Annotated in this window: 9 protein-coding genes; 3 read left to right on the top strand and 6 right to left on the bottom strand. The window is 52.6% G+C overall.

Features of this window, described 5'->3' with window-relative positions; translation table 11 throughout:
* Positions 1–48: 48 nt before the first annotated feature.
* From DESTI_RS04095 to DESTI_RS04070, 6 genes are all read right to left on the bottom strand, one after another.
* Positions 49–2,016: a TRAP transporter permease gene (locus DESTI_RS04095; protein WP_014808704.1), complete on the bottom strand. Its 1,968-nt coding sequence runs from the start codon at positions 2,014–2,016 to the stop codon at positions 49–51.
* Positions 2,017–2,019: 3 nt separating this feature from the next.
* Positions 2,020–2,499, bottom strand: coding sequence for a hypothetical protein (locus DESTI_RS04090; RefSeq protein WP_014808703.1), 480 nt, complete (start codon positions 2,497–2,499; stop codon positions 2,020–2,022).
* Positions 2,496–3,509: a TAXI family TRAP transporter solute-binding subunit gene (locus DESTI_RS04085; RefSeq protein ID WP_014808702.1), complete on the bottom strand. Its 1,014-nt coding sequence runs from the start codon at positions 3,507–3,509 to the stop codon at positions 2,496–2,498. Before DESTI_RS04085 ends, DESTI_RS04090 begins: the two co-directional genes overlap by 4 nt.
* A 602-nt stretch (positions 3,510–4,111) precedes the next feature.
* A complete protein-coding gene (locus DESTI_RS04080; protein ID WP_014808701.1) occupies positions 4,112–5,098 on the bottom strand; it encodes an ABC transporter substrate-binding protein in 987 nt (328 codons plus the stop codon).
* 33 nt (positions 5,099–5,131) lie between these two features.
* Entirely contained in the window at positions 5,132–6,523 is a 1,392-nt protein-coding gene (locus tag DESTI_RS04075; protein WP_014808700.1) for a sigma-54-dependent transcriptional regulator, read from the bottom strand.
* Positions 6,524–6,551: 28 nt separating this feature from the next.
* Complete coding sequence (locus DESTI_RS04070) at positions 6,552–8,765, bottom strand: PAS domain-containing sensor histidine kinase (protein WP_014808699.1); 2,214 nt, start codon at positions 8,763–8,765, stop codon at positions 6,552–6,554.
* A 624-nt stretch (positions 8,766–9,389) separates the two neighbouring features.
* Here DESTI_RS04070 and DESTI_RS04065 point away from each other — a divergent pair.
* Genes DESTI_RS04065 through DESTI_RS28395 form a run of 3 tightly spaced genes read left to right on the top strand, consistent with a single transcriptional unit; the run spans position 9,390 to position 14,301 of the window.
* Positions 9,390–10,559 (top strand): amino acid ABC transporter substrate-binding protein, encoded by a 1,170-nt coding sequence (locus DESTI_RS04065; RefSeq protein WP_014808698.1) that lies wholly within the window; start codon positions 9,390–9,392, stop codon positions 10,557–10,559.
* Positions 10,556–11,746: an amino acid ABC transporter substrate-binding protein gene (locus DESTI_RS04060; RefSeq protein ID WP_014808697.1), complete on the top strand. Its 1,191-nt coding sequence runs from the start codon at positions 10,556–10,558 to the stop codon at positions 11,744–11,746. The genes DESTI_RS04065 and DESTI_RS04060 overlap by 4 nt, the downstream gene beginning before the upstream one ends.
* Positions 11,743–14,301 (top strand): sigma-54-dependent Fis family transcriptional regulator, encoded by a 2,559-nt coding sequence (locus DESTI_RS28395; protein ID WP_014808696.1) that lies wholly within the window; start codon positions 11,743–11,745, stop codon positions 14,299–14,301. The genes DESTI_RS04060 and DESTI_RS28395 overlap by 4 nt, the downstream gene beginning before the upstream one ends.
* Positions 14,302–15,027 lie beyond the last annotated feature (726 nt).

The following is a 15,027-nucleotide window of genomic DNA, read 5'->3' as shown; positions in this document are numbered from 1 at the left end:
GGCTGTCGCCCGAACGGACGACAGCCGCGACACAAGACACTGTCAATTCTATGCTTTTTCCAAATCAGGCTCCAGCACGTGGCTTCTCCTGGCCATAAACTGCGAAATGAGAGCGAGACCCATGAGAGCAAGCCCTGCAACATCTCCCCACGCAGAGGGATAAATGAGACTCAGACCACCGGCAACCAGGAGTACGCGTTCCATAAGCCTCGTTCTTGTGAGCAGCCAGCCCGATGCAGCAGAAGCGATGGCAAAGACTCCCATGAATGAGGTGACCAGCGTCCAAAGCATATCGAAGACGCTTCCGGTTCCCTTCAGCAGCAAGGCCAGCCCGGACGGATGAACGGTAAAGATGAAGGGTATGATAAAAGCCACGATAGTGTACTTCCAGGCCATCATGGTCGTCTTGAACGGGTCTCCGCCGGTAAGAGCTGCGGCCGCAAAGGGAGACAAGGCCGTAGGAGGCGAAACCTCTGACAGCACCGCATAGTAAAAGATGAACATATGTGCCGCGTAATCGGGCACTCCGAGCTTCGTCAGAGCAGGGGCAGCGATCACGGCCGCAATGATGTACGTTGCGGTGATGGGGACCGCAAGGCCGAGTATCCACAGTAAGATACCGGTGAATATAGCGGTCAGTATCAGATTGCCTCCTGCGTAGGTAATGATGATGGTCGATAGTTTCAGGCCAAGCCCGGTGAGGCTGACTACTCCGACGATGATACCCGCACAAGCGCACACCACGGCCACATTGAGCACGCCGATGCTGCCGAATTTGAGTGCTTGGACGAGCTTTGCAGGAGTGAACCGGGTCTCTTTGCGGCAAAAAGATGCAAAAAAGCACGTCAGGATAGCGAAGAAGACTGCCATGGACGGCGTGTAGCCGGCAACCAGAAAGGCTATTATGGTCACCAGAGGCAGAAAGTGGAATCCGTATTTCCATGTGAGCGTCTTGAGATCGTACACTTCATCCGTTTCCACGAGCTTCATGCCGAACTTCCGCGCGTCGAATTCGATCATGAGCAGCAATCCAAAGTAGTAGAGGCACGCCGGAATGAAGGCCATCTTGATGACGTCAAGGTACGAAATCTTCAGAAACTCCGCGATCAAGAACGCGGCTGCTCCCATGACCGGCGGTGTCAATACGGCGCCGATTCCTCCGGCAGCCAGGAATCCCCCGGCATTTTCCCTATCGTAACCCGCTTTCTGGAGCATGGGGTAGGCGACGGACCCAACCGTGACCGTATTGGCCACGCCGCTCCCGGACGCCCCCGCGAGGAAGAATGAAGCGAGAACAACCGTCCGGCCTGCCCCTGTGGGCTTCCTCCCCATGGCTGTGAATGCGAAATCCACATAGAATCTGCCGGCACCGGACGTCTGCAGGAATGCTCCAAAAATGGTGAACATAATGATGAATGTGGAAGAAACATCGATTGGAACGCCAAAGATGCCCTCGAGCGTCATGTACATGTGTCCCACAATTCGGCTTATGTCATACCCGCGGTGAGTCCAAGGAGCCGGAAGCGACGGCCCGACGTATGCGTAAACCAGAAAAAGTATTACCGTGATGGGCATGATCCAGCCCGATGTTCTTCTCGTCGCTTCGAGGATAACGACAATGAGGATTATTCCGAATACTTCGTCCCAGAGCTCCGGCGTGACGCTGCGGTAGATGAACTCTTCGAAATCAAAGAACATGTATGCGATCGAAGTGAGGGCCAGGAAGGCCGGAACAAGGTCCAGCAAGGTGATTTTTGACCGGAATGCCTTTGTTGCAGGGTAGTAGAGAAAAATCAGCGTCAGAATCAGCGCGACGTGCACTCCGCGCAGGATCTGTGTCGTGACAGTGCCGACCGCGCAGTAGATGGCAAAGAGCGAAGTGGCCACTGCCAGGACGGTGATGACAATACTCCAGAACTGGCTTGGCTTTCTCGTGACGCCCTCTTCTTTCTCGATGACTTCTTCCACCTTCTTCAACTGTTCGTCAGTGACCCAGTTGCTTCTCTTGTCTTCCATTGGCTATCTCCGAATCAGGCGTGCTGCGTACGCCCAGAAAGGGACCTGTAGAAGTTTCACATGGATAGACCCGCCTTTTTGCTCAGGCTTATCCAATGACAGCTCATAATCCTCCAATTTCAGTATATGTTTTCCGATGCTTGCGGCTGGGATGCTGAATTTCTGGAATGTCCCATCCACATTGTGCTCGCCACGCTTCTCTATTGCGAAGTATTCAAGCACTGCATCGCTTTGCGTCATCACGTGAAATATTCTGAAGTGACCGTCTTCAATTCTGAACTTCTCAACTACCTGCGCCCCATACATGGAGTGGGTATACTCATGACAGAAGAGGTTTCCATTGCGGACAAGTAGTGACGGGCCTGAATCTCCTATCTCAACCACCTGAAGATTCGTTTGCAGTCCCCAAGCCAGAAGAAGTACTGCAGAGAGGCAGATACACAACAACACCACTCTACGCCTGTTATGCAGATGGATGGTCATGCCATGACTTCGATGCCTTTCTCCTTGTAATACTTCTGCGCGCCTTTGTGATAAGGAATTGGAGAACCGGTTGCCGCATTCTTGACGCTAAAGCCTTCGGCTTCTTTGTGCACTGCCGCAAGTTCGTCTTTGCGGTCAAACATGGTGGTAAGTATGTCGTAAACGAGCTTTTCGTCCATGTCTTGACGTACGACAAGAATATTGCCGACTGCAGCCACAGGAACGTCCTCGGTTACACCGGAGTATATTCCCTTCGGAATGGTTGCCGAGTAATAGACAGGCCCATATTTCGACGTCACTTTCTCGATGCAGTCCCCATGTTGGATGACACACATCTTCACTCCCGGGGAACAAGCGAGATCGAGCACAGAAGCGGTTGGCACACCGCCCGTCCAGAAGTACGCATCGATCTTTCCGTCTTTCAGGGCTCCCGCGGATTCCGATGCGCCGAGTCTGTCTCTTCTAACGTCTTTCTCGGGGTTAATCCCGTTTACCTCGAGGATTCGCAAAGCCATGATCTCTGTCCCGCTCCCCGGCGCACCGGAGGAGATGGTCTTGCCCTTCATGTCCGCAATGTTCTTGATTCCTTTTCCTTCCAGAGTCACCACGTGCAGGAGACCCGGGTAAAGTACCGCGATGTTCCGGAGCGAAAGCTTCTTCTTGAATTTGCCGGTTCCCGCAAATGCATCATAGGCCACGTCACCCATGACAATACCGAGATCTGACTGTTTCGCTTCAACGAGCTTGCAGTTGTCAACCGATGCAGCCGTGACCTCGGCGGTAGCCTCCACATTTGGCAGATGTTTGCTGATCACAGCGGCTATAGCTCCTCCCATCGGGAAATAGACGCCTCCCATACCACCAGTGGCAATTGAGATCCTTCGCGTCGTTTGAGCCCAAAGGCCTGCTGGATGGCCCACGATCATGCCGCAACCCAAGCCTGTCATCAGTGTGAGGAAGTCGCGCCGGCCCGTTTTGCAGCCACCTTTCACCTGGGAACCATGCTCCATGTCATCTCTCCTTTCGGATTCGGCCATTGATGCCAATCTGTCTCGGTGTCTCGGATTCGCCATACTGACATCAAGATTTATGCCAGACCGGACAGATGAACTTTCTCTCGTTATTTTGCAGTGGCTCATCTTACTTCGGGTAACACAGAGGAAATCTCGGTGATGACACTGTGCGATGTCCGCACACGTAAGGTGTGCGCGAAGCGAACAGTTCTGAGACCCGAACTTGTCGCTCACCCCACGGATGTTGGCCAAAGCGAAAATAATCGGAAATGATGAGAGTTATAGTCAGTGCCAAAAATTCTGTCGTTTATCCCGCGTGTGAATTACAGGATATTGGTAGGGACCGGCGTCCCTGCCGGTCCATTCTATCGATATCATTGATCATATTGAAGATGTGCCGGCACGGAGGCCGGCACCCACCAATACTCCCATCCTCAATCGGACATCAATTTTGGCAATTACTATGGCTTGATGACCACGATAAAAGTCGGATGGGGTACACCATGCAGGCTGCTCTTGAAGCCAAGCTTGGCAATCTTTGGGGTTCATTCGGTAGCTGGTTCTGTATTATGAACCCAGAACCCAGAAGAAATCGTCGCTCATCGGACTATTTTGTCAGCTATCATCAATAGAGAGAGAGGAATCTGGATGTTGATCTGACGTGCGGTCCGCATGTTGACCCACATTCGGAAATATTCAGGACAGGAGGAGGGAATCTCTCCCGGAGCGTCACCGGCCAGAATACGAGCACCTTTTTCGGCAGCCATTCGACCCAACTGATAGTAATCCGGCACGAGTGCCAGCAGTACTCCATTCTCCGGAACCATACTTTCAGCGGCGCTCAGTGACGGGATGTTGAAGCCGTTGACCAGCGTCATGATTTCCTTCCCAAAGGATATGGAGAATGAATCTGCCGGGATGTAGACAGCATCTGCCCTCCCCTTCAGATCTCCCAATACACGAGGGATATCTGTCGCGTTGCGAATGCAAAATTCTTCGAGACGAAATCCCATGGGTACTTCCAGATCCCTGACCATCCGGGTGTGAATCACGGAGTTCAGTTCCCGTGGGTTGTAGATGACCCCCAATACTCTGAAATCGACTACTTTCTTCAAGGCTTTCAACTGGTGGTGCACGGGTATTTCAAGGCTGACTCCTGTAGCATTGTTACCTGATCGTTGCCTGTCGGCAATAATTCCCGAGGCCACGGGACGTGAGACAATGTTGAAGACTACGGGGATATTCTTGACCCTGGACAGAACGAGTTGGGTCGCGGTAGTCCCGAAAACGTAGATCAAATCAATGTGCCGACTCCCAAGCGATTCGAGAATTTCTTCCACGGCCGCACGAGATTGATTTGCATCGAATGTGAGAATGGTCGGTTCATGAACTTTTTCTCTCAAACCGTCAATAAAGCCGCGCTCAGCCTCCGTTTGCCCACGCCAGGTTATCGTCGCGATCACAGGCTTCCTCCCGCTGTTGACTTCGGCAAGGCAATTAGGTGCGATCTGAGCAGGAAGCGCCAGGAAGAGGGAGCTCAGAAGCAGCCAGGCCGTCAACGGACATCTGCGGGAGAGCGGGCTCATCGTCGATCCTTTCACGTGGTTAACCGTGGGTAGTTATGTCACGCTATGGTCTTTCCGCAGCCGGTCGATACGCCGAATGAGAGAAAACCGGCTGATTCCGAGCAATTTCGCTGCACGAGACATGTTTCCCCCTGTCTGTCGGAGGGCGTCATCGATGATGTCTTGCTCCACTTGGGCAAGTACATCTTCAATGGAAAGACTCTGCGTTTCGCGCGCACTTTGAACAAAGTCCATCGGTTTCATTGGTGCGTAGTTCCTCATCTCCTGAGGAAGCAGATCCCTGGTAATGGTAGTGCCTTTCGCGAAAATGACAGCCCGTTCAATGACATTTCGCAATTCCCGAACGTTTCCACGCCACGGGAGCGTAGGAAGTAATTCCGTGACCTCATCGGAAAACGTTAACTGCGCTTTTCCCATGTCTCGACAAAATTCGTTCAGGAAATAGTTCGCTAAGAGAATGATGTCTTCTGTACGCTCCCTCAGCGGCGGCAGATTTAGGGTGACGACATTGAGCCGATAATAGAGGTCTTCCCGAAACGCAGAGTCGGAGATCGCTTTGGCCAGATCTCTATTCGTCGCGGCGATAATGCGGGCATCCACTTTGAGGTCCTCAGTGCTACCGAGCCGTTTGAACTGCTTCTTTTCCAGAAACCGCAGAAGCTTAGCCTGAATGGAGAGCGGCATTTCGCCTATTTCATCCAGGAAAATGGTGCCTCCGTCAGCGAGCTCAAACAGCCCGTTTTTTCTGTGTTTGGCGTCGGTGAATGCCCCTTTCTCATATCCGAAAAGCTCACTCTCCAGCAGGGATTCCGGCAGAGAGGCGCAGTTGATTTCCATCAACGGTGCTTTTGCTCGCCTGCTCTTATAGTGGATTGCACCTGCCACGAGTTCTTTGCCCGTGCCGCTTTCGCCACGAATGAGCACAGTACAATCAGTCTCCGCGAGCAGTTCGATTTTCTCGTAAATCGATACAATTTTAGGACTTTCACCCACCAAATCGCAGAAGCGATGCAAACGGCGCTGCTGGTATTTGAGGTATTCGAACTCGCGTCGTTGCTTTTGGCTTTCCAGTGCTCTCGTTATCAGCTCTTTCAACTCATGAAGCTCGAACGGCTTGTTGATGAAATTGTCAGCTCCACGTTTGATCGCTTCGACCGTGGTCTGAGTGTCGCCGTACGCAGTCATGATGATGACAGGGAGATCTTCATGCTCATGTCGAATCGCCTCGAGCACTTGCGTGCCGTCCATGCCCGGCAACCTCAAGTCCAGGAGCACCAGATGAGGCTGAATGGCATCGAGACGCTCGATTGCCTCTTCACCACTCCCGAGAATCTCGACCTCAAACCCGTCTTCCTCCAGGTCTATCTTAAGCGATTGACGCAACACTCTTTCATCATCAACGATCAATATCCGATCCGGCGACATGATGCTCTCCTTGGCACAGTTCGCTATTCTACGATCTACTTGTGGATGAGGGTCCTCCTCCGGCGGGCAGACGTATAATTACTCGTGTCCCCTTCCCCAGCTCACTCTCGATGGAAATCGTCCCCCTATTCTCTTCAAGGAGCTTGTGCGCAATGGACAATCCCAATCCCGTGCCACTCGGGTCGCTCGTAAAAAAAGGATCGAACACTCTGGGGAGATCTTCGGCACTAATTCCGCATCCGGTGTCGATAAACTCGACCTGAACATACGACGATGTCTCGAAACAGGCCGGCTCGTCTCCCCCTGGGAAAGGCTCTGCAGCCTCATCGCAAACCTGTTTCATGACAAGCGCGAGTTTGCCTCCCTGCTTCATAGCTTTGATCGCGTTGAGCAACAGATTGAGAAATACCTGTTGCACTTGTTCCCGATCGATCATGACCTGCGGCAATCCTTCTTCGTGGAGATGCTCAAGCTCGATGTCGCACGTTCGCATACTCTTCCACACAAGATCGACCGTCTTCTCCAGGATCACGCGAAGATCCGAGGGGACGAACACAGGAGGTGAAGGACGAGAAAACTTCAGTAAGTCGGTGACGATAGTGTTCAGTCGATTGATTTCATCCAATACGCCGTCGATCAGCATTCGCTCCGCATCGGTTCCTCTCCTTTTCGCGAGGACTTGCATGCTCGTTTTGATTCCTGCCAAAGGATTTCGTATTTCGTGGGCAACACCAGCGGAAAGCTCACCCAAGGACGCCAGTTTCTCAATGCGCAGCATCTGCTCTTCTACGCCTTTGCGCCGCGTGATATCTCGTATCTCGGCGATTGCACCGACAATCTGATCGGCTCCATCTCTGAGGAGCGCCGTATTCACCCCGAGGATGTTCTTTGCACCATTGCCTCGCACCAGAGTCAACTCCTGATCCTGAATCGGTGCACCACTCTCCAGCGTTATCTTCAGCAGCTCCATGACTTCTCGAGCGTCCTCCCATCGATCCTTCCCGTCTTCCTCAGGAAGTGCCCCCAGGATTGTCTCCGCGCTGCTATTGTGCGAAGTCAGATTGCAGTAGCGATCGACGGTAATGATCCCACTGGACACGCTCCTGAGCACATCTTCATTGAAGGCCTTGAGCTCGAGTATTTGTCCCATGCTCGTCTTGAGCTGCTTGGCCATGAGGTTGAATTCCTCGGCTAATGCCTTCAGTTCGTCATTGGACCTTATGTTTATCGTCTGATCCAGATCTCCCCTGGCTATGGCACCTGCCCCTTCCATCAGTTGCTTCACCGGCCGCGTGATCCCGCGGATGAAGAGGTACGAGATCGGAACGCTGATGCCGATGACCACAGCCAGAAAAGCGATCATCTGCCTGCGGAGTTTGACAACATCGGCCATCAGCTCAGGCTTCAAGACGCTAATGCAAACGCTCCAGTCTCGCGTGCGGCACGGAGTATACACGAAATACTTTTCCTCGCGATCGAACGTATAATCGCCAAATCCTTTTTCGCCCATCATCATGCGACTGATCTGTTTTTCTAAGCGGGTATCTCCACTTTCAAGATATTCCTTACCATTGAGCCACCGCGCGTCCGGGTGGTATATCACATGACCGTCACGATGCATGAGAAACCCATAGCCTCCGAGACCCAGTTTGAGGGATGATACAAAGTCAGTGAAGGCAGTGGCCCTAATGTTGAAGATGATGACTCCAACGGGGCTCGTCCGATCCTCGAAGTCGTGTACGGTCTGTGCCAGATACAGCGTGGAATTTGAAAGGTCATAATTAACGGGCAAGTCCGAGAGATACTGCCCTTTCTTCAGCACAGCCCGGAACCATTCGCCGGGTGGGGGGAGTTGTCCGTCCACAGGCGGTTCCGCAGGTACGGACAGGATGGGCACTCCTTCAAGATTCACAAGAACGATACTCTTCACTTGAGCGTGCTCTTTGACGTAATCATTCAGTAAGCGTCGGACCGTATCCAAACGCTGACCGAACTCATATTGCAGAAAAGACAGTTGAATGAACGGAGAATCGGACAAGAGCCGGATCTCGTTTCGAGCACCGTCAACAAAGCTATCGATCTGTTGTGCGGTCTTCAAAGCGAGATTGCCAAGTTGCTCTTCAGTCTGCGCCAAAATTGCTCGAGAGGCAGCTTCGTAAGCGGAATAGCCCGACAGCAACAACGGAAGCCCAATGAGAAAGATGAAAATGGCGATAAGCTTCGATCGAATGCTGGAAAACATGAGACGTATCCGTTTCGAAATTCCGGGCAACCCCGGACGTTCATTGGCACCCCGCGCAAAAAGAGGGTCATGACAGAGAAGGCAGAGAACGCGGAATCACAACGTCGTTCTTTCGCTCCATTACGATACTTGACCGGCGGAATTCGGTCAACCTGAGCCAAACTCCCGAGACCGTTCGCCTCGTGGCAGCCGATATCCAGGACGAACAGATTATCTGACCGCATGCACGTGTCGTGCCAGAATGTCTGAAGAAACACATCTCTTGGCACGATGCAATGTTAATACTGCACACTTCTAGGAGTCTTCGTGATTATGGGACAGTCGATGACCGATGCAACGATCTTCGAGGCAATATGTATGTAGTAATTACTCACAATTAGCATTCGTAGGGTCTTGTTTCCCTATCTTCCAGACACATGGGGTCTTCCTGGTTGACTGCTACTCAAATAAGTATTTCGTCTTGTCTCTTCCGTTTCCTCGTGTATGGACAATTTTCTCAGTGCCGATTTTTGCCGAAGACTTTGGTGAAATTACCGACATGAATTATACTGACGAATCAAGCCAGGTCACAAATAGCTTGACCATCCGGTATTGTCTCGCGAGGTTGTACCAGGGAGGGTTCAGATGCGTCTTGGGAATAAAGTGATGCTTCTTCTCGTGGCCTCGTTGTGCCTGGCCGCGGGATCAGCACGGGCCCTCGATCCTGTTCGGATCGGAGTGTCCGCCGGTCTCACCGGTCGATACGCTCCCATGGGCAGGATGTATGCAGACGGGCTCCAACTTTGGGCAAATAAACAAAACGCTAAAGGCGGAATACTGGGTAGGCCCGTGGATCTCCTCATCCATGATGACCGCAGCGATCCCGAGACAGCGGTCAAGATCTATCGCGAGATGTTGTCAAGTGAACGGTTTGACTTCGTGTTCGGGCCGTATTCCAGCGTAATCTCCAGGGCCGTGGTTCCTGTGCTGGAAGAATATCGCTATCCCACGCTAATGCCCCTGACCATCATAGAGAGCGTCTGGGACTCTCGCCCCCGGTACGTTTTTGGAGTGAACACCCCGGAGAGGCATTGGACCAAAGCTGTTTTCACGCTAGCGGCGGAGTCCGGTCTGAATCGTCTGGCCATCCTGGTGAACGATGCGCTTATGAGGTTGGGCTCACCGAGGGATGCTCGGAAATGGGCTGACCGCTTTGGCTTGAACATTCTCTTCCTGGAAACCGTGAACAAACACGACATTGAGGAACAACTCCGCCGGGCTCGCAATGCCGGCGCCCAAGCACTTGTGTGTTGGGGGTATTTTGACGACGCTGTTACCGTGAGAAGGGCTTTGGCCAGGGTCAGTTGGACCCCCAGAATATTTCTCTCTCAGGCCGGCCCCAGCCTGGAGGAATACGGCAAGGTTTTAGGAGATCTCGCCGATTACTCTCTGGGATGCGGTGTCTGGGAGCCAGAAGTTGCGGCCTCTTACCCCGGCGCGATGGAATTCTTGCACTCGTTTCGCCGGGAATACAATCGCGACCCATCTTACCCTGCCGCGAATGGATATGCCGAAGGAGTTATCCTAGCAGAGGCCATACTTCGGGCAGGAGGTATCGATCGCGAGAAGATTCGCGAGATGTTGTCCAGCCTGGATATGGTTACGCTGATCGGGAGATACGGCGTAGATGAATCGGGAATCCAGGTGCGCCAGCGCCCGGTCATCTATCAATGGCAAAATGGCCGCAAGCGAGTGGTATGGCCTGAGTCTCTCAGTTCCGCAAGACTGCAATTCCCTCCGCAGAGCGCACCATGAACATTTTGCGCAGACTCACTTTGCGATTATCTGCACCGCTATTGGTCCTGGCGGCACTGCTCCGTCTTTGGGCGTGCCCGGTCTGGGCGGTTGACCCTGTTCGGATCGGCGTATCTTTCGCTCTGTCGGGAGACTACGCGCCTCTCGGGGGGATGTGTGCGGACGGGTTACGGCTTTGGGCCAAGACCCAGAACGGCGAAGGAGGAATATTAGGGCGGCCGATAGATCTCGTCATTCATGACGACCAAGGCGATCCCGAGACTGCCGCGACGATCTATCGCGAGATGTTGTCAAGTGGGCAATTCGATTTCGTTTTCGGTCCATATTCCAGTCCTATTTCCAAGGCGGTGATCCCATTGTTGGAAGAATACCGTTATCCGACGTTGCTGCCGGTCACCTCGGTTGAGAGTGTCTGGGACTCGGGGCCGAAATACGCCTTTGGTGTAACCACCCCGGAACGGCGGTGGACCAAAGCCATTTTCACCCTGATGGCCGAATCCAATGTGACGCGCCTGGTCATCCTGGTGAATGATGCGCTGATGCAGCTAGGTTCACCCCGGGACGCAGAGAAGTGGGCCCGCCGCTTTGGACTGGAAGTTGTGTCCCTGGAAACCGCTAGCATGCCCGACATCGGGGAACAACTCCGTCGCGCTCGGGATTCCGGGGTCCATGCGATCTTAGTGTGGGGATACTTTCATGACGCAGTGGCGATCAGAAAAGCTCTTGCCTCGATAGGTTGGACCCCAAGGATCTTTTTCGCTCAGATGGGTCCTGCCCTGGACGAATATTGCAAGGTTCTGGGCGATCTTGCTGATTATTCTCTGGGATGCTGCATCTGGGATCCAAAAATAGGGAGTTCTTTTCCTGGCGGAAGTGAATTCCTGAACTCCTTTCGCCGGGAATACAAGCGCGATCCTTCGTACCATGCAGCGAACTGCTATGCCGCCGGAGTTATCCTTGCTGAGGCAATATCGCGAGCTGGATGCATGGATCGGGAGAAAGTCCGAGAAGTCCTGTCCAACCTTGATACTGTCACCCTGATAGGAAGATACGGCGTTGACGAAGCTGGAGTTCAGGTGCGCCAGCGTCCGATCATCGTCCAGTGGCAGAATGGTCGCAAAAGAATAGTTTGGCCCGAAACTTTGCGCACTGCTCCACTCCTATTCCCTCCGGAGACGAAGCCATGAAGATCTTGCGCAAGCTCGCCTTTCGAGTGGCAGCTCCGATATTATTGCTGGTAACACTGTTTGGGTTGGTGCTCCACTTGTTTGTGGCAGACATGATCAACTTCTTTGCCAGAGAACGCGCAGAAGAGGATTTGAAATCGTTTTCACGTGAGATCTTCGGGAACTGTAATCGCTGCTTTGAGGAGCTTATGCAGTCGGGCAAGCTGGAGGACCCCACAGCCGTGCGAATCAAGAAAGCGCTGACTATGGGCGATGTAGAGGATTACTTGGAGAAGTTCAGGCTTAAAGGAATCATATGCCAACGAAATGACTCTAAAAGCGAGATCTTGATGGAGACGGAAGAAGCCCAAGAACTCCGTTCGGCAGCATCCTCCGCTAACAACACGAATATTTTGATAAGCCGCTCTGTCGCCGGCAAACACTATTTCGCGTACACCTTCGACTTTCAACCCTGGGGCTGGCGCATCCTTATCGCACGCGATTCGGCTGCATACAGCTCGCTGGTCGAAAGAGTACAACAGCTATACTGGATATTCAGCGCACTCCTCTTCTTGATGACATTTGGCTTGATTATCGTCGAGAATCGTCTTCTGAGCCGCCCCGTGAACCAGATCATCCGGGACTTGCGCGATGGAGTTCCACCATCCTACACCGGTCTGGTGGAGTTTGAATTCCTGAGTACCAGCATTGCCGGCATGATGCGAACACTGGCGGAACGAGAGGCACGCCTGCGAGAGAGCGAAAACAGGTATCGAACCATATTTGAGACAACAGGAACCGCCATTGCGGTCAGTGAGGAAGATACTACGATCTCCATGGTAAATGCACGATTTGAGCAAGATACAGGTTATTCGAAGAAAGAGATAGAAGGAAAGAAATGCTGGACAGAGCTGGTCTCCGAAGACGATCTTGAGTGGATGAAAGAGATTCATGCACTGCGAAGGACAAATCCTGATGCTGTTCCCGTCCAATATGAGTTCAAACTGACGGACAAGCAGGGCACGTGCAAACACATGCTCTTGACAGGTGGAATCATAACCGGAACAACTCAAAGCATTGTGTCGTTGATAGATATCACGGATCGAAAACGCGAGGAGTTGGAGCGTCGCCTGGAGCGGGAAGCTCGCTCGGCCGAAGCTTTGCGCAGAAAAAATGTCGAGCTTGCGCAAGAGATCGATGCCCGAAAAAGGACGGAAGAATCCCTGAGAGCCAGTGAAGAACGCTTCAGGGTCATATTCGAGGCAGCCGAAGACTGCTTTTTTATCAAGAACACAAAATTGGAGTACACTCACGCGAATCCGGCGTACCTCAAACTTCTGGAAAGACCCATTGAAGAAGTCCTGGGAAAGACCGACGATGCACTGGCACTGGATTCCCATTACGCGGAGCGTGCCAACAGCCTGGAGATTCGGGTCCTGGAAGGGGAATCGTTCGAGACGGAGCATACGGTCACCTGGAAAGGCTGGCCCATTTCATTGGACATCATCAGATTTCCCTTGAGAGATTCTTCGGGAAATACCTTCGGCATCTGCGGCATCGCTCGTGACGTGAGCGAACGCAAGGCTGCGCAAGATGAACGGCTAGCCCCCCCGTCCCGGAGCTACCGGTCCGCCATGATTCAAGAAACCAGGCGCCAGGTGGTCCTTGCTGCAGAAAGCGACAGTACTGTCCTGTTTCTTGGCGAAAGCGGTACGGGCAAGGACCATTGGGCTCGATTCCTGCACGACCACTCTCGCCGCTCCGGAAGCTCATTCTTCTCCATCAACTGTGCAGCGCTGCCTCCGGAACTGGTTGAGTCCGAACTCTTCGGTCACGAAGCGGGTGCGTTCACAGGCGCTCGGGCTCGTAAGCGCGGTCTTTTGGAACTTGCTGAGGGAGGCACGCTTCTCCTCAACGAGATAGGAGAGATGCCATGGGCCCTGCAGTCCAAACTCTTGACCTTCATGGATACGCAGTCTATCACACGCGTCGGAGGCGAAACCTCCATTACTGTAGATGCCAGGATACTCGCTGCGACCAATCGCGACCTTGTAAAGGAGATTGAAAAGGAACGTTTTCGGCTGGACCTCTTCTATCGACTCGCAGTCCTTACGATCACCGTTCCTCCTCTGAGAGAACGGATGGAAGATTTGCCGAGACTTGCACGGGAATTGCTCTCCCGCGCGGGGGAACGAATGGGACTCACGAACCTGCCTTCCCTGGACAACGCTGCCATGAGCGCTCTCCTTGACTACAATTGGCCGGGAAATATAAGAGAATTGCAGAATGTTCTGGAAAGGGCGCTCATTCTGTGCGACCGAAAGAAAATCACCGTGATGGACCTCGGGCTTGAAAAAACCGATTCAAAACAGCCCGGAGCCTCCCGAGACACAGAAATGGCAATTCTCTTGGGGCGAGCTCGCTCTTTCGACGAGGCGGTGGAGGAAACTAAACGGGCACTTATCAACAAAGCACTGGAGCGGTCTCGCGGTAGCATCAAGAAGGCTGCAATCCTTCTCGGCATGACACGAAACTCAATCGATCATCATATGCGACGGCTGGGCATCCGAAAATAACCGGCTTTTACCAGATGGCTCAGTGATGTGAAGATTTTGCGCATCGTCATTGAAAAACCATAACAGCGAATTAGTCAATATCTCAACTCATTAGCTGTCCTTTCGGTCTCCGTCATTGTTTTACCATAATATCCACAGATACGCTTGACCCTCCCACGGCCTCATTCTATGGGAAAGTGTGAAGAACAACCTGGTATATCAGTAGGTTAATTTTAGGTCGTCACATTCGCTTTCTCTGGCCTGGAAATTGCTACTTTAAATATCGAGATCATCTTATGAGCCTCAAGAGGGGATGAGGCATATTTATCGTCGGAAAATGGTTCGGAAGATATTGCGGGAGGCGTCTACTCCTATCGAAAGAAATCGATCAACGCTGCGCGTCGGTGGTGTCCTAATTCCATTTCACCAATAAATGGACAGTTCTCATTTGGCCTGGCAGAGACGCCGGGCTCACTGGTCAGCCAGTGGCGGACGGTCTCCGTGTAGCCGAATGAGGTCAATGAAAGCGAATGCGCATATAGCACACTCTGCTCGGGACTACCTCGATAATCAGCATTCTGCTTGGAACAACTTAATTCCAATGCGCTTTCAAAACAGTAAGATTTGGAGAACCTTTGTTGTAAGAAGTGTTTCCCCGAATTTTCCTTCTTTGATTGCGAATCGGTATTAACGCGCTCTGCGCCTCGGGGAGAAATTATCGCTGTTCCGGAAACGGCTTTAATGCGT

The organism is Desulfomonile tiedjei DSM 6799 (assembly GCF_000266945.1).
Lineage (GTDB): Bacteria > Desulfobacterota > Desulfomonilia > Desulfomonilales > Desulfomonilaceae > Desulfomonile > Desulfomonile tiedjei.
The sequence above is the reverse complement of the archived record's forward strand: the minus strand, read 5'-3'. Positions and strand labels throughout refer to the sequence as shown.